Source organism: Lentzea jiangxiensis, from assembly GCF_900104175.1.
Taxonomy (GTDB): Bacteria; Actinomycetota; Actinomycetes; order Mycobacteriales; family Pseudonocardiaceae; genus Lentzea; species Lentzea jiangxiensis.
In genome coordinates this window covers 67,879-88,733 of record NZ_FNIX01000025.1, presented here as the reverse complement: position 1 = coordinate 88,733, position 20,855 = coordinate 67,879, and the positions used below count along the sequence as shown (strand labels likewise).

Annotated in this window: 19 protein-coding genes, 2 pseudogenes and 1 other annotated feature; of the genes and pseudogenes, 15 read left to right on the top strand and 6 right to left on the bottom strand. The window is 65.8% G+C overall.

Annotated elements, in window-relative coordinates; translation table 11 throughout:
* Nucleotides 1-47: 47 nt before the first annotated feature.
* From BLQ91_RS36190 to BLQ91_RS36180, 3 genes are all read right to left on the bottom strand, one after another.
* Nucleotides 48-791: a sulfite exporter TauE/SafE family protein gene (locus BLQ91_RS36190; protein WP_090104489.1), complete on the bottom strand. Its 744-nt coding sequence runs from the start codon at nt 789-791 to the stop codon at nt 48-50.
* A gap of 363 nt (nt 792-1,154) precedes the next feature.
* Nucleotides 1,155-2,546: an MBL fold metallo-hydrolase gene (locus BLQ91_RS36185; RefSeq protein WP_090104534.1), complete on the bottom strand. Its 1,392-nt coding sequence runs from the start codon at nt 2,544-2,546 to the stop codon at nt 1,155-1,157.
* A gap of 69 nt (nt 2,547-2,615) precedes the next feature.
* Nucleotides 2,616-3,038: a nuclear transport factor 2-like protein gene (locus BLQ91_RS36180; RefSeq protein ID WP_090104488.1), complete on the bottom strand. Its 423-nt coding sequence runs from the start codon at nt 3,036-3,038 to the stop codon at nt 2,616-2,618.
* A 599-nt stretch (nt 3,039-3,637) separates the two neighbouring features.
* Between BLQ91_RS36180 and BLQ91_RS43925 the strand changes: the two are divergent.
* Both BLQ91_RS43925 and BLQ91_RS36170 read left to right on the top strand, forming a co-directional pair.
* Nucleotides 3,638-3,946: pseudogene (locus tag BLQ91_RS43925) on the top strand (transposase domain-containing protein); the annotation flags it as partial.
* 275 nt (nt 3,947-4,221) lie between these two features.
* Entirely contained in the window at nt 4,222-5,082 is an 861-nt protein-coding gene (locus BLQ91_RS36170) for a transposase (protein ID WP_245734183.1), read from the top strand.
* Nucleotides 5,083-5,287: 205 nt separating this feature from the next.
* Here BLQ91_RS36170 and BLQ91_RS36165 read toward each other — a convergent pair whose 3' ends face one another.
* A complete protein-coding gene (locus BLQ91_RS36165) occupies nt 5,288-6,316 on the bottom strand; it encodes an Lrp/AsnC family transcriptional regulator (RefSeq protein WP_090104486.1) in 1,029 nt (342 codons plus the stop codon).
* A 91-nt stretch (nt 6,317-6,407) separates the two neighbouring features.
* Between BLQ91_RS36165 and BLQ91_RS36160 the strand changes: the two genes are divergently transcribed.
* The 6 genes from BLQ91_RS36160 to BLQ91_RS41860 all read left to right on the top strand — a co-directional run bounded on the left by BLQ91_RS36160 (nt 6,408) and on the right by BLQ91_RS41860 (nt 13,060).
* Nucleotides 6,408-7,955, top strand: coding sequence for an MFS transporter (locus BLQ91_RS36160; protein ID WP_090104485.1), 1,548 nt, complete (start codon nt 6,408-6,410; stop codon nt 7,953-7,955).
* A gap of 117 nt (nt 7,956-8,072) precedes the next feature.
* Nucleotides 8,073-8,975, top strand: a complete 903-nt coding sequence (locus tag BLQ91_RS36155; protein WP_090104484.1) for an alpha/beta fold hydrolase — start codon at nt 8,073-8,075, stop codon at nt 8,973-8,975.
* A gap of 244 nt (nt 8,976-9,219) precedes the next feature.
* A complete protein-coding gene (locus tag BLQ91_RS36150; protein ID WP_176960141.1) occupies nt 9,220-9,978 on the top strand; it encodes a non-ribosomal peptide synthetase in 759 nt (252 codons plus the stop codon).
* 92 nt (nt 9,979-10,070) lie between these two features.
* Nucleotides 10,071-10,352 carry a hypothetical protein gene (locus BLQ91_RS36145; protein WP_218130540.1) on the top strand — a complete coding sequence of 94 codons (282 nt, stop codon included), beginning with the start codon at nt 10,071-10,073 and terminating at the stop codon, nt 10,350-10,352.
* 107 nt (nt 10,353-10,459) lie between these two features.
* The gene (locus tag BLQ91_RS36140; RefSeq protein ID WP_090104482.1) at nt 10,460-12,850 is read left to right on the top strand and encodes an excinuclease ABC subunit UvrA; all 2,391 of its coding nucleotides are present in this window, start codon (nt 10,460-10,462) and stop codon (nt 12,848-12,850) included.
* 63 nt (nt 12,851-12,913) lie between these two features.
* Entirely contained in the window at nt 12,914-13,060 is a 147-nt protein-coding gene (locus tag BLQ91_RS41860; protein WP_176960140.1) for a hypothetical protein, read from the top strand.
* A 73-nt stretch (nt 13,061-13,133) separates the two neighbouring features.
* Here BLQ91_RS41860 and BLQ91_RS36135 read toward each other — a convergent pair.
* Nucleotides 13,134-14,377, bottom strand: a protein-coding gene (locus BLQ91_RS36135; RefSeq protein ID WP_245734188.1) for an IS3 family transposase whose coding sequence is annotated in 2 segments (ribosomal slippage) — nt 13,134-14,083 and nt 14,083-14,377 — 1,245 coding nt in all. Because the reading frame shifts where the segments join, the coding sequence is not laid out codon by codon here.
* Nucleotides 13,962-14,090: a sequence feature (AL1L pseudoknot), on the bottom strand. (Overlaps the previous gene by 129 nt.)
* 89 nt (nt 14,378-14,466) lie before the next feature.
* Here BLQ91_RS36135 and BLQ91_RS36130 point away from each other — a divergent pair.
* The 5 genes and pseudogenes from BLQ91_RS36130 to BLQ91_RS43180 all read left to right on the top strand — a co-directional run.
* Nucleotides 14,467-14,832: pseudogene (locus BLQ91_RS36130) on the top strand (tyrosine-type recombinase/integrase); the annotation flags it as partial.
* Between the two features lie 509 nt (nt 14,833-15,341).
* The gene (locus tag BLQ91_RS36125) at nt 15,342-16,523 is read left to right on the top strand and encodes a zinc-dependent alcohol dehydrogenase (RefSeq protein WP_245734181.1); all 1,182 of its coding nucleotides are present in this window, start codon (nt 15,342-15,344) and stop codon (nt 16,521-16,523) included.
* A gap of 14 nt (nt 16,524-16,537) precedes the next feature.
* Nucleotides 16,538-17,107 carry a hypothetical protein gene (locus BLQ91_RS36120; protein WP_090104480.1) on the top strand — a complete coding sequence of 190 codons (570 nt, stop codon included), beginning with the start codon at nt 16,538-16,540 and terminating at the stop codon, nt 17,105-17,107.
* Between the two features lie 756 nt (nt 17,108-17,863).
* The gene (locus BLQ91_RS43185) at nt 17,864-18,244 is read left to right on the top strand and encodes a hypothetical protein (protein ID WP_245734179.1); all 381 of its coding nucleotides are present in this window, start codon (nt 17,864-17,866) and stop codon (nt 18,242-18,244) included.
* Entirely contained in the window at nt 18,205-18,609 is a 405-nt protein-coding gene (locus BLQ91_RS43180) for a transposase (RefSeq protein WP_245734177.1), read from the top strand. Before BLQ91_RS43185 ends, BLQ91_RS43180 begins: the two co-directional genes overlap by 40 nt.
* 337 nt (nt 18,610-18,946) lie before the next feature.
* Here BLQ91_RS43180 and BLQ91_RS36110 read toward each other — a convergent pair whose 3' ends face one another.
* Nucleotides 18,947-19,618, bottom strand: coding sequence for an IS3 family transposase (locus BLQ91_RS36110; RefSeq protein ID WP_143022996.1), 672 nt, complete (start codon nt 19,616-19,618; stop codon nt 18,947-18,949).
* A 414-nt stretch (nt 19,619-20,032) separates the two neighbouring features.
* Here BLQ91_RS36110 and BLQ91_RS40775 point away from each other — a divergent pair, with 414 nt between their 5' ends.
* Both BLQ91_RS40775 and BLQ91_RS42315 read left to right on the top strand, forming a co-directional pair.
* Nucleotides 20,033-20,383, top strand: a complete 351-nt coding sequence (locus tag BLQ91_RS40775; RefSeq protein ID WP_143022995.1) for a hypothetical protein — start codon at nt 20,033-20,035, stop codon at nt 20,381-20,383.
* Nucleotides 20,380-20,631: a WGxxGxxG family protein gene (locus BLQ91_RS42315; RefSeq protein ID WP_090104476.1), complete on the top strand. Its 252-nt coding sequence runs from the start codon at nt 20,380-20,382 to the stop codon at nt 20,629-20,631. The genes BLQ91_RS40775 and BLQ91_RS42315 overlap by 4 nt, the downstream gene beginning before the upstream one ends.
* Nucleotides 20,632-20,855 lie beyond the last annotated feature (224 nt).

The following is a 20,855-nucleotide window of genomic DNA, read 5'->3' as shown; positions in this document are numbered from 1 at the left end:
CCACTAGCGGTTGCTCTCGCTGCCGCCACAAGCAGTTCTGGAACAACTCAGATCGTCGCCGAAAGCTCCCGCACGAGCACGAATCCTCCGATCAGGAGCACGAACCAACCAAACCCCTTGCGCAGCAGCGTTTCCGGGACGCGGCCTGTCAACCTCCCACCGACCAGGCTGCCTACCACCGCTGCGCCGGCGACCATCAGAGTGAGTGTCCAGTCAACGTGCGTGGTGGCCAAGTAGCCGGCAAGCCCCGCGAATGACTTCATCGCGATCACAACGAGCGATGTACCGATGGCGACCGCCATGGGCAGGCCGCCCAGCAAAACCAGCGCGGGTACCACGAGGAAGCCTCCACCGGCTCCGACGAGGCCAGTTACCACGCCGACCACGAGACCTTCGGCAACGACCCGAACGACCGGGGTCTCCCCGTGCGGCTTCGCCGGAGCGCTCTGACGCCGACCTCGGATCATCGCCATCGCGCTCGCGACCATCATCACCGCAAAGGCCACCAGCAGCCACGTACCGGGAATCAAGTCGGCGAGCCGACCACCGCCGTAGGCACCTGTCATGCCCGCAGCTCCGAACACCAGCCCTGTTCGCCAGCGCACTCGTCCGGCTCGTGCGTGCGGCACGACGCCAACCGCACTGGTGATGCCTACGACGAACAGCGAGATGGCGATGGCCTGCTTGGGTTCCTGCCCGGCGAGGTAGACCAGGACGGGCACGGTCAAGATCGACCCGCCTCCGCCCAGCACGCCCAGTGTGAGTCCAACGATCACAGCGGCGACGAGCATGAGTACGACTATCACGCTGATGCGCTCCTGACAGCCAATGCACTGAGGACCGGTACGAACGTCATACCTGGGCCGTAATTGCAGGACGGTGTTCCCGGTATGCACATGTCGGGCACTCCTACGGCCGTCCGTTTTCTTTCGCGCGCCGCCGCACTCCGGCCGAACTGACGAATTAGCGGGACATGCTCATCGGGACGGGCGCGCGATTCACCGCAGCGCTCGCGCAGCAGGTCCAGCGGAATATTGCAGGAGTCGGAGATATGGGCAGTCTCGAACTCACCTGATGCGCACGCGTCGATCCATCGCAGAACTGTTGCAAACGTCAGCCGACGGAGCTGGCTGACGTTTGCAACAGCGGAGATCTCACTCCCGCTCCACCAGCACGGTGAGCCCGCTGTCTCGCGCGATGCCGAAGTCGTCGTCCACGAGCACGGTCCGGTGCCCGGCCGCAGTCAGCACGCCCGCCGCGATGGACGCACGGTAACCGGACTGGCAATGCACCCACACCACTCCGGCCGCCAGTTCCGTCGCTCGCTGCGGCAATTCGGGCAATGGCACGTGCACCGCGCCTTCGAGATGTCCTTGCCGCCACTCCTCGACCAGCCGCACGTCTAACACCACTTCGGCTGGCGGTAGGCCATGCGGCGGGCAGCCGGCCCGCGCGGCGGCCAAGTCGGTGAAGGTGGCCACGGGCAGCGCAGCCAGGTCGCTCTCGTCGTTTGCCCACTGCTCCGGCGTGCCGGTCGCGGCGGCCGCCGGACGGTCGATCCCGATCCTCGCCAGTTCCCGCTGCGCTTGCGCCACCTGCTCCGCCGACTCGCCGAGCAACACGACCGGAGCACCGGCCGGCGCCATCCAGCCGAGCCAGGTGGCCATCGGCCCGTCCAGCCCGAAGCTCAGCGTGCCGACTAGGTGCCGGTGCGCGAAAGCCTTGCGCGAGCGCAGGTCCACCACCCATTCATGAGCCTCGATGCGGTCTCGCAGCTCGACGGGGTCCGCGATCCGCGTCGGCGTCAGGTCGATCAGATCGGCCCCCGCAGCGTTCCGCGCGCCCATGTGCGCGTAATAAGCGGGATAGGCGTCAAGCCCGGCGAGCATCTGACTGACGAAGTCGTCCGCCTCCAGCCGCAACGCCGGGTTTGCCGTCTTCTCCTGACCGATCGTCGACGACGGCGCATCGGACTGCATGGCCGAGCAGAAGCTGCCGAACCCGTGCGTCGGCCACACCTCGGCCCCATCCGGCAGCAGATCGGCCAGCCGACGCACAGACAAATGCTGCTGACGCGTGAGGGTGCTCGCGTGTCGCTTGCCGAGCAGGTCCGTGCGGCCCGTGGTACCGAACAACAGCGATCCGCCAGTGAACACCCCCAACGGGCCTTCGGCGCTCTGCAGCACGTACGACACGTGGTGAAACGTGTGCCCCGGCGTGGCCAACACGGACAACCGCATGCGATCGGACACCACGATCGCGTCACCGTCCGTCACGGACAGCCTTTCGAACGTGACATCGTCTGCGCCCGCCACTACGTACGCCGCGCCCGTCAGCCTCGCTAGCGCCAGGCCGCCGGACACGTAGTCGTTGTGCAGATGCGTCTCCGCAACATGCGTAATTTTGACCCCGAGCCGGCCTGCCAGCTCTACGACGCGGTCGACATCGCGTTGCGGGTCCACCACGATCGCCAGGCTTCCGTCGTGAGCCAGGTAAGTACGATCCCCCAGTGACGAGGTCGTCACGACCTCGACCTCCAACGACATCATCGTTCCTCTCTCCCGTGCGACGATTTCAAGTCACCGCACCACCATTCCCTGATTGACAGCGGCAAATTAGGTGCGGAATTTTCCTGAGGCTTTCAGAAAATTGTCATAAGGCTCACGCTGACCAAGGTCGCCGAATTCATTGATACGTACGATCAGGCCATCTTGGACATCAATCAAGAGGCAGCGTGGAATGCGGACCGGCGTGCCGTCCGGCAACTCACCCTCCAGCGTGGCTGCCAGCGTGAAGCCGTCTGGGCTCACCTGCAACGCCCACACGGAGTCGTGGTGATCACGGAGAATCTCGGAAGACGCACTCACCATGCGGACCATGATGCTTGCCAGTTCCCCGCCGGGTACGGACATTTCACTTTCGTAGTTGTGCCAGACCACCACGTTGTCACTGAAGAGCTCACCGAAGTTCGGGTCGATGCTCTCGCGCGAGTACGTGAGCCGGAAGCGCTCAGCGATAGTGTCAACAGTGTTTTTCACACGACAAGTGGATCACCAACCCGCGAAGCGGCAAAGCTTCTTTGCCAGATCGGCAAATTGACACCAGAACACTTGACGGCATCCGTGCTGCGGAGCTGCACTGCGAACTCCAAGAGAACATGAAAACCTGGCAGGATAACCGCAGCCCAGGTCGAAGAACCAAGAGCACCGAGGCTTCAAGCTCCGGGGCGGCAGCCGTGCACGGGCCCATACTGCGGAACCGCCGGACCAGAGCGGATGGAAGTAGCAGGTCTCCCACACGCCGTCATTTCACAGACACACGACGAACCAGGTCTTCGTCAGAACCGGTACGGCGTCAAGCCGGGTCCTCTGGCTGACAAGGTGGACCAGTGCGGCCTGCGGCACGCCACCCCTCGGATGCACGGCTCTTCCGTCGCCAGGGTCGGAGACTTAATGCAGTCGACCGCAATCGGCCTGGAAACCCGCCCGATACCGGGCGTTGGAATGAGTGACCATCCATGGGTCTGTCAACAAAAGGTGCAACTCGCAATGCCACGCAGTTAGGCGGCGGTGCCGGCCGTCAAGCCGTTGGGCGGGTGGGCAGCCGGTGAACGGGTGTTGCTCTCCAAGATCATTACGTGGTGGATCGTGGTGAGGTAGCGGGTTCGGTGTTCTTGGCCGGGCATCTGGGAGAGTTGACACAGGTGATCACGCCTGCGCTGGTGGACGACGTACTCGGCGTGCCCCGGAGGGTGCAGTGCCGCGTGCGGAAGCTGCCCTCGCGGGTGGTGGTCTACTTCGGGCTCGCGTTGTCCTTGTTCGGCTCGGATGGGTACCGGGGTGTTTGGGCAGCGTTGACCGCCGGTCTCGTTGGCGGGCAACGGATGTCACCGTCGGAAGCCGCGCTGCGCCATGCTCGCCGACGGATTGGCTCGGCTCCGCTTGCGCTGTTGTTCGATCGGCTCAAGGGGCCGGTGGCGGGCTCGACGTGTCGAGGCTCGTGGTGGCGCGGGTTGCTTGTGGTCGCGTGGGATGGCACAGGCCTGGCGGTCGCCGACGCGGCCGAGACGGCTGGATTCTTCGGCCGGAAGGTGAGTTGCCATGGCCCTGGCAGCTATCCGGCGTTGAAACTGTCGGCGCTGGTGGAATGCGGGACCAGGGCGTTGATCGACGCGGTGTTCGGCCCTCACGACATGCCAGAGCCCGAGCAGAACTCCGTGCTGTGTCGGTCATCACGCCCCGGCATGCTCTGCTGGCCGATCAGGCATCCGATGGCTATCCGTTGCTGCGCAAGGCCGTCGCCACCGGAACCGACGTGTTGTGGCGGGTCCAGAACAACCGGACACTGGCTGTGCTGCGCACCCTTCCGGACGGCTCCTACCTGTCGATCGTGGCCGATGTCCACAGACGAGACCGGTTGCGGTACTGGGCTCGCAACCCCCATGCGGTCCAGCCGAACGTCGACGGCGTCACTGTCCGGGTCATTGATGCCACCGTCACCGCGATCGACGTCGACGGCCGGGCCAAGAGCGGGACTCTGCGTCTGATCACCACCCTGCTGAACCCGGAAACCCACCCCGCGCAGGAACTCGTCGCGCTCTATCACCAGCGCTGGGAAGCCGAGACGGCATTCCACGGCCTCAAAGTCACGCTGCGCGGCAGCGGCCGAGTCCTGCGCTCTCGCACCGTCGACGGCGTCCGGCAGGAACTGTTCGGGCTGCTCGTGGTCTATCAAGCCGCCCGCCGCGTCGCCGCGGAGGCCGCGGCCTCCGCCGCCCTCGATCCCGACCGGATCTCCCTGACCGTCGTCCTGCGCACGGCCCGTCATACCGTGATCAACGCTCACACAACTGTTGCCGGTCAGAGCAGCGGGGTATGCCCGAGAATCTGGACTGCTGCGCTCGATCCTCGTGCTCTCGGTCCTACTGAACGTCGCACCCGGATCTGGCCCCGACGGATCAAAAGACCGATCGCACCCTTCGCCTACAACAAGTCCAAATGGGACCAACCCATGCGGCAGGTGACCATCACCTCCACCATCGCTGCTCCCACCGGACGATTGACGGGCGGCTCGACCGCCTAACTACGTGGCATTGGGAGTTACACCGCTCGTTTTACAGTCCATCCACACGCAAACTCATTCTGAACTGATCACTTAGACGTCATCTGATCCACTTCGGGCATATCTCTCCGGTTTGCATGGATCGTTTCGCAATGCCTGGGTGAATTCACCGGAAAAATGGAGTCCATTTTGTTAATACCATAGATCTTGACAATAGCCCGGTCGGTCATTTGTGGACGGTCAGCAGGTCGCCATCGACGTGCGTCCCGGATTGCTTGAGCGTCTGCAGCACGGGAGAGACCTCGACCGAATGCACGCTTTCGAGCAGACCGATTCGCTCAGTGACGTACTGGTACAGGCCGTCCAGGCTGCGACATGCTATCCAGGCGAGGACGTTCGACCGGCCGCTGATGGCCGCGACGAACAGTGCCTCAGGGTGCTCGGCTATTGCCTCGCAGGTCGACTCAAGGCGGTCCGGCGGCACGGTCAGCCACAGGTGAGCGGCGATCGGATAGCCGAGCGCGGTGGTGGACAGGTCGACGTGCAGGTAGACCACCCCGCTGCCGAGCAACGTGTCCAGGCGGCGGCCAGCGCGGCCCTCGGAAACCTGCGCGGCGCGGGCGAGAGCGCCCACCGGAGCTCGTCCGTCTCGGGCGAGGACCCGGAACATGGCGTAGTCCCCTGGATCGAGAGATTCGACGACCGGGATGCTCGCATATCGCGGTACCTGTCGTTCGACGGCAAGCTGCTCCGCCTGTTCGGGCGTCAGCACGCCCGGCTCCGCGACCAAGTCGGTGGCTTTGCCCCCGACGAACCGGCGCAGGATGACCGACAGCGTGAGGTCGAGGACAGCCGCGCTGCGTGGAAGCCGGTCGAGCAGCAGGTGCTCACGCTCTTCCTGCGTGTGGGACCGGACCGAGCAGACGATCTCCGACCCGCCCGCGTTGACGCTGACCCAGGAGACATCGGGACGTCGGGCCAGCGCCTGGGCTGTCCCGAGGACTGCGTCCGGCCGGGTGCGGACCCGCACGATCCAGTCACTTTCGCCCAATGCGACCGGGCTGATGTTGGCCACGACTTGCAGGACGCCCGCGCGGCACATCGCCTTGTAGCGCCGCGCCACGGTGCGTTCCGAGACGTTGAGAACTTGCGCGATCCGTCGGAACGGGACGCGCGGACTGATCTGGAGACAGCAGACAATTTGCTCGTCCAGTCGATCCAGGATGACCGATTTCTGATTCCGAGGGCCAGTCATGACGGAAATCTACGCCCAGAGCCCTTCCTCAGGCTTTGTCCCTCGACCGTCCAACACACTCGAGTCGGAAATTCCGAAAGGGAGGCGACAGATGCGCAAGTGGTTGCCGCTGGTCACGGTCCTGTCCGGCTCGTTCATGCTGTTGGTCGATGTGACCGTCGTCAACGTGGCCCTGCCCGCCATGGCCTCAGACCTCAGCGCCTCCTTCAGCTCGCTGCAGTGGGTCGTCGACGTGTACGCCCTCGTCTTGGCCGCCCTGGTGCTCGGCGCCGGCTCGATCTCCGACTTGATCGGCCACCGCCGGGCTTACATCGGCGGGCTCGCGCTGTTCGCGGCCTCATCGCTGGCATGCGGCCTGGCGCCCAACGCCGAAGTGTTGATCGCGGCCAGGATCGTGCAGGGAATCGGCGCGGCGGGGATGTTCGCGACAGTGTTCGCGCTACTCAACAGCAACTACTCGGGCCGTGAGCGCGGCACCGCCTACGGGCTGTGGGGAGCTGTGGCCGGAACCTCGGCCGCGATCGGCCCGATCGTCGGCGGCGTACTCACCGAAGTCGTCTCATGGCGCTGGGTCTTCTTCGTCAACCTGCCTGTCAGCGCGATCGCGATCGCGCTGAGCTTCGTCGTGCTCCGTGACGTTCACGCACCTGCGAAGGGGCGCGTCGACGTCCTGGGAGTGCTGACCTTCACCGCTGCGGCCAGCGCTCTCACCTACGGCCTGATCCGGTCCAACGAGCACGGCTGGTCCCAGCCTCACTCGTGGATCTGGTTCGTCGCCGGGCCGGCGCTGCTCGCGTTGTTCATCGTGGTGGAGCTCAAGGTGCCGCAGCCCATGCTCGACCTCGGGCTCATGCGCAACCGCTCGTTCGTCGGTGTGCTGCTCGCGGCGTTCTTCATGTCGTTCAGTGCCTTCGCCGCCGTCACCTACACCTCGATCTGGCTGCAGTCCGTGCGGGACATGAGCCCGATCCAGGTGGGCTTCACCGGCCTGCCGCTGGCGGTCGCGTCGTTCGCGGCCTCGGCGGTGATCGGACGCTTCCTGCACACCGCGCGACCGGGTCCGCTCATCGCCGGCGGCCTCGTGCTGGTCGGCGTGGGCGGGATCGTCGGCGGGCTGCTGATGCACGGTCCGGCAGGCTGGCTCTCACTGGTGCCCGGCAACGTGCTCGTCGGTGCAGGTGCCGGCCTGGCCACGCCGACACTCAGCTCGGCCGCGATGGGCTCGGTCCCGGTAGAACGCGGCGGCATGGCCGCCGGCGCGGTCAACACCGCCCGCCAGCTCGGCTTCGCATTGGGCATCGCCGTCCTCGGCTCCGTCTTCTCCGCCAGGGCCGCGCACATCCTGTCGGAGCACAACGTGCCCGGCTCGGCGGAGGCGTCACGGGCACTGGGCGGCGGCCAAGCCCCAGCCCTGCTGCGCGCGGTCCCCACGGACCGCCGCGCGGCCCTCGACAGCGCCCTGGAAGCCGCGTCAGTGGGTGGAGTCAGCTGGACGCTGTGGGTCTCGGGCCTGACTGGAGTGCTGTGCGGGCTGGCCGTGTTCTACCTGGTCCGCCCTGATCGCGCCGACGAGCACGAGCCGGCTCCAGGGGCGGACCCGACCGGGCAACCGGTAGCCAGGCGCCCGCGGCTTCGCTGACGGAGCAGGACAACTACGCCATGCACGCCCACCGCAGGCCGTGCTTCATCGAACCCGGAGCGCCATCCCCAAGCGGTGGCGTTCGCAAGTCCACAACGACGAAAGAAGCAGAAGACGATGTCCTCGAATGCCACAGAGCGCTTCACCCATCACGTGACGTCAGCGGGCCCCGCCCGAGGGATGCGGTTCACGGGTCTGCGCAGGGTCGGCGGCACCCCTGACAAGGACGTTCCCCTGGTCGTCGCGATCCACGGAGGCGGCTACACCTCGTCCTACTTCGACGTGCCCGGCTACTCGCTTCTCGACCGCGCGGCGGGTCTCGACGTGCCGATCATCGCTGTGGACCGGCCAGGACATGGGGGAAGCAGTCCCGCGGCAGCCGGTGAGTCTCTCTACCTCGCCAACGCGGCGGCCCTGGACCACCTGATCTCCGAACTCTGGGAGAGCACCGGGATCGGCTGTGCGGGTGTCTTCCTGATCGGACACTCCATCGGCGTCCATGTCGCGATGGGAATCGCTGCTCGCAAACCGCAATGGCCACTTCTCGGCTTGGCCCTTTCCGGCTGCCTGTTGCGGCACGCCGACGGCTTCACCGAGGTATGGGCGGCTCACCCGGAAACCTTCCTCGACGTGCCCGTCGAGCAGAAAGCCGAACTGATGTTCGGACCGGCGTGGACCCACCGCAGCGACATGCCCCAGACCAGCTACTTCGCCAACGTTCCGGTTCGCACGGCAGAGCTGGTGGAAGGCGCGAAGTGGGTGGAGGTGTTCGGTGACCTAGCGCCGGAGATCTCCGTACCTGTTCAACTCCGACACGGCCAGCTCGATCGACTATGGGCTGGAGGACAGGATCAGATCGCCGAGTTCGCGGCGGGCCTGACGTCGTCCCCCTACGTCGACGTCGAGGTCGTCCCCGCGGCCGGGCACGCCATCGACTACCACCGCGTCGGCGCCGCCTTTCAGACTCAGCAGCTCGCCTTCGCGCTGAACTGTTCGATTCGCGGACTTGACGATATCTGAGCCACCGAGACTGAACTCAAGCAAGAGTCGAACTGGGCAAAGCGGGAACAGCGCAAGCCTTACCGGCCGGTCCAGGACGAGCCCACAGACTTGTTGATCGTCTTGCCGATTGGAAAAACCTCCCTGCCGGTGTCTGTACTCGACTGGGCATCAGTCGTCCTGTCGTCGTCAAGGTGCCGGCATGAACTCGGCGACCCCGTCCCGAAAGCTGTCGTCGGTCGCTGGCTCGTTCGTACCGCTCACCATGGGCGGCACGGTGGCCCTCACTGAACACACCGCACTCGACCTCATCGACAGCGGCTCCCGTCTCAGCGGAGTCAGCCTGGTCAACACGGTGCCGTCGATCGCACGGGAACTGCTGGACCACAACGCTCTGCCCCGAACGGCCACCACCATCAACTTGGCTGACGAGGCACTCGCACCAGATCTCGTTCAGCGCCTTCACCAGCAGCCGCACGTCCGAGCTGTGAACAACCTGTACGGCCCGTCCACCAAACCCGGCCACCGCATCGAACTCGGCGAAGTCCGGAACACGCTGCTCAGCCACAACGATGTGGCCGAGTCGGCGGTGGGTTTGCACGGCGATCACCTCGTGGCTCACGTGAGCCCGGTGCTCGACGAGCAGGAGATCCGCGCCCATCTCGCGGCATCGTTGCCCAGGCAGCTCGTGCCGCGGTTCTTCGTGTTCCTCGACCAGTTGCCGCACACGCCCGATGGCAAGATCGACCACAACGCGTTGCCTGCTCCCGCCACTCCGGCGAGCTGGAGCAGCACGCCTCCGCGCACTGAGGTGGAACGCACGCTCGCCGACGTCTGGCGTGAGGTGCTGGAGGTACCGGAGGTCGGTGTTCACGACGACTTCTCAACCCACGGCGGACATTCGCTGCTGGCGGTCCGCGATGTGGACCGCATCCGGGCCGCGGCGTGCAGCTGCCGTTGCGCCAGCTCTTCGAGCGGCCGACCGTCGCTGAGCCGGCCTTGGCGGTGGAAAGCGCGGTTGTGAGGAGGCCTCAGTAATCCCCGTAGTTCGGCGGGAGGTAGGTGACTACGTTGAGTTAGTGAACGTCGATTCACTTATGGGGTATTGTCCGTGCCGTGAGTCCGCGACCGATGTCCGTCACCGACGAGCAGATCTTCGTCAGCGCATCCCGCACGCTGGCTCGCATCGGCCCGTTCCGCGCCACGCTCAACGATGTGGCGTTGCTGCACCTCGACCTCAGCGATGACGCGTCGCACTACCACGCAGTGAGGTTCGCCCAGTCGATGCGCACGGGCATCGCGTCCCTGCTGGAGCGAGCCGCTGAGCGAGGCGAACTCGTTGAGTGCGATGTGGATGCCCTCGCCAGGCGGTTCAGACGACGTACAACGGCGCGCTGATCATGTGGTCGATCAACGGTAATGGCGCGCTGTCGGAGTGGGTGCGGCGCGACGTCGCGTTCCTGCTCGACCCCTTCAACGCGCCGAAGTGAACGGGAGAAGACGACGTGCGTGACCACGGGTGGATCGAGGTTGTGGGCGCCCGCACCCACAACCTGCGCGACGTGAGCGTCCGCATCCCCAGGGGCAAACTGGTGGCGTTCACCGGAATCAGCGGAAGCGGCAAGACGTCGCTCGCGGTCGACACCGTGCACGCCGAGGCCCAGTTGCGCTACCTCGAGGGCATCTCGCCGTTCGTCCGCCGCTACATCGGACAGCGCGACCGGCCGCAGGTCGACCGCATCACCGGCCTCGGCGCGACGCTGGCCGTCGACCAGCGCCGCCTCAACCGCAACCCGCGCTCCACCATGGCCACGGTGACCGGCATGGACGCCTACCTCGGCCTGGTCTACTCACGACTGCCCGCGCTGCGCACCGGCACCGAGCTCGCGACCACCCACTTCGACAGGTTCAGCCCGGAAGGCGCCTGCCTCTTCTGCCACGGCGCGGGCGGAACGGTGCGCGCCGACGCGGACCTGATCATCGACCGGCCGGACCTCCCGCTGCTCGACGGAGGCTCACACTGGTTCGCGAAGTGGCGCTCCGGCGAACACTCGTTCATCCCCGCACTCGCACAACTGCACGACGTCGATCTGTCTGTGCCATGGCGGGAGCTGCCCAAGACGTTCCGGCACGCCGTGCTGCACGGCACCGGCGACCAGATCATCGAGGCCAGCGTCACGATCCCGAGCCGCGCCACCGGCACGAAGTGGACCTACAGCGGCAGCCAGCCCTTACGCGGCGCGCTGGCCGAGGTGGAACGCGTGTTCGCCAACGCGAGCAGCGAGACCAGCAAACAGCGTTATCAGCGGTACATGCGCATGACACCCTGCGAAGAGTGCGGTGGCAGCGGCTTCGGCGAAGCCGCCCGCACCGTGGTCGTCGGCGGCCGCACGTACCATGAACTGATCACGCTCACCGGCACCGACCTGCTCGACTGGGTCGAGCGCGCCGAAGCCGAACTCGACGACCAGCAGCGGCCCGTCGGCCTTCCGCTGCTACGCGAGTTGGGCGCTCGGCTCGTCGTGTTGCACCGCACCGGACTGTCGCACCTGCAACTGAGTCGCGAAGCCTCGTCGCTGTCGGGTGGAGAGTTGCAGCGCGCCCGGCTGGCCGCCCAGCTCAGCACCCCGCTCGAAGGCATCACGTTCGTGCTGGACGAACCTATGTCCGGCCTGCACCCCGCAGACAAGGCCGATGTGCTCGACATGTTGAAAGCTCTGCGAGACAAGGGCAACAGCGTGCTGCTGGTCGAGCATGATCCGGAGATCGTCGCCGCCTGCGACTGGATCGTGGACATCGGGCCCGGTGCCGGCCGCGAAGGCGGCACCCTGCTCGTGTCAGCGCCACCGGCCGAAGCGGCCCGGCACGAGACGTCGCCGACCGCGAGCTACCTGTCCGGCCGTAGACAGCGCGTAGAACGCACCACCCGGCCCGCCACTTCGGGCGGCTGGCTGACCGTCCGCGACATCCGCAGCCACAACGTCGACGTCCCCGAGGTGCGGGTACCTCGGGGACGACTCACCTGCCTCACCGGTCCGAGCGGCAGCGGCAAGAGCAGCCTGCTGCACGCGTTCGCCGCGGCCGTGGACGCGGACGATGCCGCGCCCGTGGCGTGGGTGGCGGTGGTCGACCAGGACCCCATCGGCCGCACCCCACGCTCCAACCCCACCACGTACACCAAGGCCTTCGACGCGATCCGCACGCTTTTCGCCACCACCGAGCACGCCCGCAAGGCCGAGTTCACCGCATCAACCTTCTCGTTCAACACCGCGGAAGGACGCTGCGAGGACTGCACGGGCTACGGCCGCAAGCTCGTCGACATGCACTTCCTGCCGGACGTGTGGGTCACCTGCGCTGCCTGTGAAGGTCGCCGCTTCGCCCAGGAGGTTCTCGACGTCGAGTACCGAGGCCTGCCCATCGACGCGGTGCTGCACCTGACCGTCGACGAAGCAGCCGAGTTCTTCACCGAACCTGAGTCACTCGTCACCACGCTGCACGCCCTGCGCCAAGTGGGCCTCGGCTACCTGGCCCTCGGCCAAAGCGCCACCGACCTCTCCGGCGGCGAGGCGCAGCGGCTCAAGCTCGCGACCACCATCGAGCGAGGCAACCGCGGCCGCAAACGCGGCCTGGTGGTGCTGGACGAACCGGTGACCGGCCTGCACCCGGCCGACGTGCAGCGCTTGGTCGAAGCACTCGACGTGCTCGTCGACGCCGGCAACACGGTCGTCGTCGCTGAGCACGATCTGCACCTGGCCACCCGCGCAGACTGGATCATCGACCTGGGACCGGGCGCCGGCCCGTCCGGCGGCCGCATCGTCGCCTCCGGTACACCCGCTGACGTCGCCGCCACCGACACCAAGACCGCTGCGTACCTCAGCCACATCCTCGGCTGCTGACCTCCATATGTCCCAGGCGCTCACGCCTTCGTACTGCAACGGCATTCGGCCGGCGAGGCGACGGTGTCCTCCAACCCGATCATCGACTACCACGTCGTCCACGCGCTGGTCCTGAGCGTGCTGGCGGTGACGGCCGCCGGCACTACGTGGGGCGTCGCCCGCTGGTGGGCGATCCTGCCGATCGTGAAGGCCAACTCCAGACTGCGGTGACCGCGTACCGATACTGCAGCGGCACCTGTCTGACGCGTAGTGAACCGTCACGGATTTGAGACCGGCTTCGGCTTCAGACCAGCGCCGGTCGGCGTGGTGGGTGTTGAGAGTAGTAGGCGGCTTCGTACTCGGTCGGGGTCAGGTAATCCAGGCGCGAGTGCAGGCGGGCGTTGTTGTACCAGTCTGCCCATTCCATGAGCGCGAACTCGACCGCGGCGAGGGTCTTGAACGGACCGTGCCGGTTGACCACCTCAGTCTTAAACAAGCCGATGATCGATTCCGCTAGAGCGTTGTCGTAGGCATCGCCTACGGAGCCTACAGACGCCGAGAGTCCCTGTATGGCAAGGGATTCAGTGAACTTAACCGACGTGTACTGACTGCCGGCATCCGAGTGGTGGATCAGTCCGGGCTCGACCGGGTAGCCGTGATGATCACGGCGCCACACGGCCATGTTGAGTGCTTTGGACACCAGCACGGTCGTCTTCGAGCCCGACGCGGTCCAGCCCACGATCGCGCGGGAGTAGGCGTCGAACACGAACGCCACGTAGGCCCATCCTGCCCACGTGGAGACGTAGGTGAAGTCGGCGACCCAGACCAGGTTCGGCGCGGTCGCGGTGAAGTCGCGGTTGAGCCTGTCCGCAGCGCGGATCCCGTCCTTGGCCGGGATCGTGGTGCGCTGCTTGCGACCTCTGACCACGCCGTTGAGGCCGAGTCTGCGCATGATCCGGTCCACGGTGCAGAACGCGACGTCGTGGCCGTGACGGCGCAGGTAGCGGGTCATCTTGCGGCGCCCGTACATCTGCTCTGGCGTCCCCCGCAGATCGCGCAGGGCGTTTTCCAGATAGGCGTCGGCGACGTCACGCGCTGATGCTGGCCGGCGGCGGGCCTTGCGGTAGGTCCTGGGCGCGATCTGGATTCCGTGCTCGGTGAGCACATCACAGATCGACTCGACGCCGTAGACCTCGCGGTACTCGTCGATGAAGCCGACGATCAGTGGTCCCGCGGGTCGAGTTCCCGCGCGAAAAAAGCCGAGGCCAGTTTCAGGATTTCGTTGGCCTGCTTGAGATCCCGGACTTCCTTCCGCAGCCGCAGCAACTCCTCACGCTCAGCCGGCGGCAATCCCTGTGACGGCTGTGCGACAGGCTGAGAGCGCTCCGCAAGAGCCTTCTTGATCCACACCCGCAAGGTCTCGTAGTGCACATCAACCATCAGGCCGATCGCCTTGGCGGCGGCATACGGAGACTCGTACTCAGCGAGACGCTCAAGGGCCAGGCGCACGGCCTTCTCACGAACCTCGGGCGGGTAACGCTTCGACATGATGACGACCATCTTCCTCAAGAACGGAAGCGGTCTCAAATCCGTGACGGTTCAGTAGTTCAGAAACGGGCACTAAGACCAAGAGCAGCCTCGCTTGGGTCGGGCTCTCCGACAGGGTGGCCGCCGCGCTTCAGAACCAAGCCGGGCGCCAACCCAACCGCGCGCTGGTGTTCACCCGACGCGGAGGACAACCACTACGTCCGGAGTACGTCCTGCATCGGTTCCATAAGCTCACCGAGCAGGCAGGACTGCCCAGAATTCGCGTCCACGACCTGCGTCACTTCGCCGCGACCACGATGCTCAGCTCGCAGGTGCCGCTGGCCATGGCGTCCAAGACGCTGCGCCATTCGACCTTGTCGACGACAACGGAGATTTACGGCCACCTGCTCCGGCACGTTGCACTCGATGCGGTGAAGGCGATCGAGACGGCGTTGAAGGAAGCCGAGGCGGCGTAGCGCGACCGCTTTGCGACCACAATCGGGCAAAAACGACACCAGCGGGTCTACCTCGAAAGGTAACCCGCTGGTCATTGGCCATCGGGACGACAGGATTTGAACCTGCGACCCCTTGACCCCCAGGGTCGGATCACAGATTGACCTGCGAATACTTCGAACCGGCAGGTCACGACGGCGCAGTTGGACGCACTTGAGCGCAGCTCGCTCCTGTTGTCACGCCTTGACTTCTCCCAATTTCCTCCCAACTCACTCCCACGGCAGATATGTGTCAGCTGCTGCATGCATCGAACGCCTGTGCGTGAACCAAGTGACCAAAATCGTCTCCGCGCAACACGGCCGCAGCACTCGACACGCCGCGTCAGCAGGTCGGGCCGACGCATGTCGGAGCGAACCACTCCGGAAGGTCTCCATCGTCGACCGCGGTCGACGTTTGCCTGCGCGCAGCGGGTTATGCACTGAGACAGCGGGTACCTGCCGGTTTGGCGAGTGGCCCGCCGTTGCATCGGTCGGTGCCCACCGAAGTGACGGTCGAAGGAGACGCCGTGCGTGCGATGGTCTACCGAGGTCCCTACAAGGTCCGTGTGGAGGAGAAGGCCCCGCCGGTCGTCGAGCACCCGAACGACGCGATCGTGCGGGTCACAATGGCTGCGATCTGCGGCTCCGACCTGCACCTCTACCACGGCATGATGCCCGACACCCGCGTGGGCATGACGTTCGGGCACGAGTTCATCGGCGTGGTCGAGGAGGTCGGGCCCTCGGTGCGCAACCTCGTGCCCGGCGACCGCGTGATGGTGCCGTTCAACATCTTCTGCGGCACGTGCTGGTTCTGCGCGCGTGGCCTGTACGCCAACTGCCACAACGTTAATCCCAACGCCACTGCCGTGGGCGGCATCTACGGCTACTCCCACACCTGCGGCGGCTACGACGGCGGCCAGGCCGAGTACGTCCGGGTGCCGTTCGCCGACGTGGGGCCAACCGTCATTCCGGAGTGGATGGACGACGAGGACGCCGTCCTGCTCACCGACGCGCTGGCCACCGGTTACTTCGGGGCGCAGCTCGGCGACATCGTCGAGGGTGACGTGGTGGTGGTCTTCGGCGCCGGGCCGGTCGGCCTGTTCGCGGCGAAGTCGGCTTGGCTGATGGGTGCCGGCCGCGTCGTCGTCGTCGACCACCTCGAGTACCGCCTGGCCAAGGCCCGCACGTTCGCCCACGCCGAGACCGTGAACTTCACCGAGTGCGACGACATCGTGGTGCACATGAAGAAGATCACCGGCCATCTCGGCGCGGACGTCGCGATCGACGCCGTGGGCGCGGAGGCGGACGGCAACTTCACCCAGCACGTCACCGCGGCCAAGCTGAAGCTCCAGGGCGGCTCCCCGGTAGCGCTCAACTGGGCCATCGACTCGGTCCGCAAGGGCGGCACGATCTCGGTGATGGGCGCCTACGGCCCGATGTTCAGCGCGGTGAAGTTCGGCGACGCCATGAACAAGGGCTTGACGCTGCGGATGAACCAGTGCCACGTCAAGCGGCAGTGGCCGCGGCTGTTCGAGCACATCCGCAACGGCTACCTCAAGCCCAGCGACATCGTCACCCACCGCATCCCGCTGGAGCACATCGCCGAGGGCTACCACATGTTCTCGGCCAAATTGGACGGCTGCATCAAGCCGCTGATCGTGCCCAACGCCGTCTGAAGGAGACGACCGCCATGACCTACACGTCGGACAAGCCGGCGCTGCCCGAGTCCACCGACCAGCTGCGGGCCCGGATACCGGGCTGGGGCGCGGATCTGGATCCCAAGGACCGCCCGTCGGTGCCGAAGCTGCAGTGGCAGGAGGACCGGACCGGCGCGCACTGGGACTTCCCGGACCGCCAACCGGAGAAGTGGCCGCGGGAACGCTCGATCGAGCACAAGTTCCTCACCCCCGTCTTCGGCACCTCCTGCCCGCCCAAAGGGGTGTCCGGAATGATCCGCCGACTCGCCTACCGGAAGTTCAGCGAGGCGCGGGCCGCGCACTGGCTGCTGCTGCTGGCAGCCGACCGGGTGGACGCGTGGGAGAGCCACCTGAGCTCGTTCCTGACGGCCCGGCCGGACAACCCGGTCACCGAGACGGGGGTGCTGAGCGAGTTCTCCCGACACGGCATCTCCTCCCGCGTCGGCCAGAAGCGGTCCGACGTCAAGCACCAGGTCCTGGACCCGGTCATCGTGGCCGGCCCGTGGGTGCTGGCCGTCGCGGTCGCGGTCACCGTAGTGCGGAAACTGCTCCGCCGCTCGTAGATGAGCACGTCCTCGGTGCCGGCCCGAGCGAAGTGGTTCGGGGCCGCGATGGCGCCTGTCACCGGCGCGGCCTCAGTTTCTTGAACGGCTTCCATCGGGGCCCCTGGGGTAGTGATCACCACGGTGGAGGGTGCCGAGCGGGCTCGTGTTCGAGCGCACGCGGCGTGCGTCCGTGTACGCGAACTGGCCACCCGTCGTGCAGCTCTGGCCAGGGGGAACTGCGGTGAGCCGGGCCAGGTCGCCGCACGCCGCGCCGTCCGGCAGGTTCAGGTGGCGCAGGAGCGTTGTGCCTGCCGAAAACCTCATCCATACAGTTAGAAGGCCTACATAGCCCAAGTGCCTGAAGCTCTCACGGGCTACGGTTGTCATCCGCGTGACGTCGTCCAGCACGGCATGATGACCGGCTGTGCTGCTCCGACTGGCCTACCTCGGTGTGACCAACGCGTTCGCCTTGCTGCGCCTGCTGCCCATGAGCGACTGGGACAAGGACACGGAAATCCTGGCGTTACGGCACCAGATCACGGCTGTGGAACGCCAACTGGGTAACGCCCGTCCACGGTTCTCCCCGGCGACCGAGCGTTCCTCGCGGCACTGCTGCACCGACTTCCGGTCGATAAGCTTCGTCGGCTCCGTCTGCTGGTGCGCCCGGAGACAGTGCTTCGGTGACACCAGGACTTCATCAAACGCCGCCACGCGATCAGATCCCGCCCCAAGCGGCTCGGCCGTCCACGGACCATCCGCTCGATCCGGCTCCTGGTGCTGCGCCTGGCACGGGAGAATCCCGCCTGGGGCTACAGCCGGATCCACGGCGAACTCCTCGTGCTCGGCATCAAGGCCGCAGCCTCCACCGTCTGGCAGATCCTCAAAGACGCCGGAATCGACCCGGCGCCCCAGCGCACCACGACGACCTGGTCGGCCTTCCTCCGCTCACAGGCCGATGCTCTACTGGCCTGCGACTTCTTCGAGACCTATACGTTGAGCGGCACCCGCCTGTACGTGCTCGCGTTCATCGAGCACGCCAGCCGCCGAATCAGGGTTCTGGGCGCTACCGCGCACCCGACCGCGTCCTCGGTCACCCAAGCCGCCAGAACCTCGTCATGGATCTCGAAGACGAGGGCCAACACGCGCGATTCCTGATCCGCGACCACGACGGCAAGTTTCCCGTCCTGTTCGACGCCGTCCTCGCCGACGCGGGCATCAAGGTCGTCCTCAGCGGCATCCGGATACCACGCATGAACGCGATCATGGAACGCTGGATTCACAGCTGCCGCCGCGAACTTCTCGACCGCACCCTCATCTCGAACCGACCGCACCTACTCCACGCCCTGCGCGAGTACAAGAAGTACTACAACACCCACCGGCCCCACCAAGGCATCGCCAACGCCAGCCCACGGCGCACACTGCCACCAGCCGTCACCGACCAAGCGGCCCTCACCCGACTCGACATCTGCCAACGGAAACGACTGGACGGCATCCTCAACGAGTACCACCACGCCGCCTGACCTGCACGGACGACATTTTCGGCAAACACAAGGTCGCGACGCTGCAGTTGGATGCGCTTGAGTGCAGCTCAATCCTGTTGTCACACCTTGACTTCTCCCAATTTCCTCCCATCGTCCTCCCGCGACGGATCCAAGTCGACCGTTGCGGGGTCGAACGCCTTGTGCGGGATCCAAGTGACCAGAGTTGTCATCGACACCAAGAGTGTTGCGGCCATGACATCTCCCCCATCGACATGGCTTGATCGACGAGCACAGCAATGCGCGGCTGGCCCTACCGCATCCGCGCCCGCGACACGGGTGAGGTTCACCCCGAACGGTGGATAGGGGCGTAAGAGGTTCAGGCAGCTGCTCGGAGTGACTTCTCATAGTCGCTGGGACTGCGCATCCCGAGCTTGGAGTGCCGCCGCACACTGTTGTAAAAACGGATCCACTTGTCAACTGTCACAACGAATTCCGTCGTCGTGGCGTAGACGTGCCGGTAGTAGTGCTCGTGTTTGAACGTGGACCAGAACGACTCGGCGGGGCTGTTGTCCCAGCAGATCCCGGTCGCGCCCATCGACCGGCGCAGCCCGTGCCGGAAACACGCCTGCGCGGTCAGATTCGCCGTGTACTCGCCGCCGCGGTCGGAATGCAGCACCGTGCCACGACAATCGCCGCCGCGGGCGGCCACCGCGGCCTCGATGGCGGTGGTGACCATCTCGGCACTGATGTGGTCGGCGACGCTGTAGCCGAGCACCCTGCGCGAGTGCCCGTCGCGGATTGCGCACAGGAACATCTCGCCCTCACCACAGGACAAGTACGTGATGTCGGTGAGCCAGACGGCGTTCAGCCGGCGCTGGTCGAACTCGCGCTCGACAAGATCCGGCGGGAACGAAGCGGACGGGTCGGCGGTCGTCGTGCTCACCTTGAACGTGCGCGGGCTGATGCCCTCGCTCCCGATCCCGGCCATGACCTTGGTGACGGTCTTGGCGCTGACCACCTCGCCCTGATCCCGTAACTCCGCGGTGATCCGCGGCTACCCGTAGGTCCCGTCGGAGTTCTTGTGCGCCTGGGTGATCTTCACCTCCAGGTCCGCGCTCAACAACCGACCCCGAAAGAGCCTCGACTGGCAGACTCCAGCCGACGTCTTCGAGCAACAGCTACGCTCGCTCCAACAAGCTGGTGTTGCAACGACCGGTTGAACTCAAGCAATACACCTCCGGACCGTTCCGCTCCGCATCGCCGGTCACGGCATCCGGTCGTCGTTGGGGCGGACCGGGTCGTGCTTCGACAACGCCGTCGTCGAGTCGTTCTTCACCACCTGAAAACCGAGATCGGCACCACCGTCCGGGACACCCGCGACGATGCCCGCAGGGAGGTTTCGCCTACTGCGGCTACTACAACCATGACCGTCTACACTCGACACTCAGCTACCGGACTCCGCATGAAGTCCGTGTCGGCTATCGTCAACGTCTCGCCCTCATGGCATGAAATCCGGTGTCCGGTCTTCATCTTCACCTGGTCGAGTGACGTGCATCCGGAACGACAGGGCACCATCACCGATCGTGATCGTGTGGCAGGTGGGCGCGATCAAATGATCGTTCACCGTCAAACATCCCGGCGGTTCCGCATCGGGGTACTGGCGCGGTGCTCGCGCCGGATTTTCACAATGATGTCGCCCATAGGCAGTGCACCTTCACTCGCACGGGTGCATGTGGCGGACGAGTGCATGGACGGCCTCTCCGGCGGTACCCGTGGCGTCCCGACCACCGATGGACCGGAGGGAACGACATGAGCGACATCAAGCGCTTCATGGCCGTGCTTGTTATCGGTTCGACCCTGGCGGCTGCTCCGACTGCGGCCGCATCCGCCTATGTGATCGAGCCACGTGCCGCCGCAGCGGTGGTGGCTCAGGACGACAACAACACCGATGACGACAGCGGCAACTGGGGCCTGTGGGGTCTTCTCGGCTTGCTGGGGTTGGCGGGCCTGGCCGGCCGCAAGAGGCGCGACGTTACCGACCACCACACCCCGGGGCGTTGACCTGAGAAGGGCGACGAGTTCCTCATGCGCTTCGGCAACACCCGCATAGAGTTCCCAGGTGGCCGCGCGGGTCGTCTGACGATGCTGGTCATCTCGGTCGTGGCATCGGTCCTGCTCACCGTCCTGCTCAATGCCTTGCCATGACGGTGTGCCTGCCGTCTTCCCCATCGCCGGCGACTGACGCGGCATGATGACAGGCCATGCCGCCCTGGGCGGAGATCCTG

Bases quoted from the DNA above. Each gene is read 5' to 3' on its own strand.
- BLQ91_RS36190 (WP_090104489.1), bottom strand. From the start codon at position 791: ATGCTCGTCGCCGCTGTGATCGTTGGACTCACACTGGGCGTGCTGGGC.
- BLQ91_RS36185 (WP_090104534.1), bottom strand. From the start codon at position 2,546: ATGTCGTTGGAGGTCGAGGTCGTGACGACCTCGTCACTGGGGGATCGT.
- BLQ91_RS36165 (WP_090104486.1), bottom strand. From the start codon at position 6,316: ATGACTGGCCCTCGGAATCAGAAATCGGTCATCCTGGATCGACTGGAC.
- BLQ91_RS36160 (WP_090104485.1), top strand. From the start codon at position 6,408: ATGCGCAAGTGGTTGCCGCTGGTCACGGTCCTGTCCGGCTCGTTCATG.
- BLQ91_RS36155 (WP_090104484.1), top strand. From the start codon at position 8,073: ATGTCCTCGAATGCCACAGAGCGCTTCACCCATCACGTGACGTCAGCG.
- BLQ91_RS36150 (WP_176960141.1), top strand. From the start codon at position 9,220: ATGGGCGGCACGGTGGCCCTCACTGAACACACCGCACTCGACCTCATC.
- BLQ91_RS36120 (WP_090104480.1), top strand. From the start codon at position 16,538: ATGACCTACACGTCGGACAAGCCGGCGCTGCCCGAGTCCACCGACCAG.
- BLQ91_RS43180 (WP_245734177.1), top strand. From the start codon at position 18,205: ATGGATCTCGAAGACGAGGGCCAACACGCGCGATTCCTGATCCGCGAC.
- BLQ91_RS40775 (WP_143022995.1), top strand. From the start codon at position 20,033: ATGAAGTCCGTGTCGGCTATCGTCAACGTCTCGCCCTCATGGCATGAA.
- BLQ91_RS42315 (WP_090104476.1), top strand. From the start codon at position 20,380: ATGAGCGACATCAAGCGCTTCATGGCCGTGCTTGTTATCGGTTCGACC.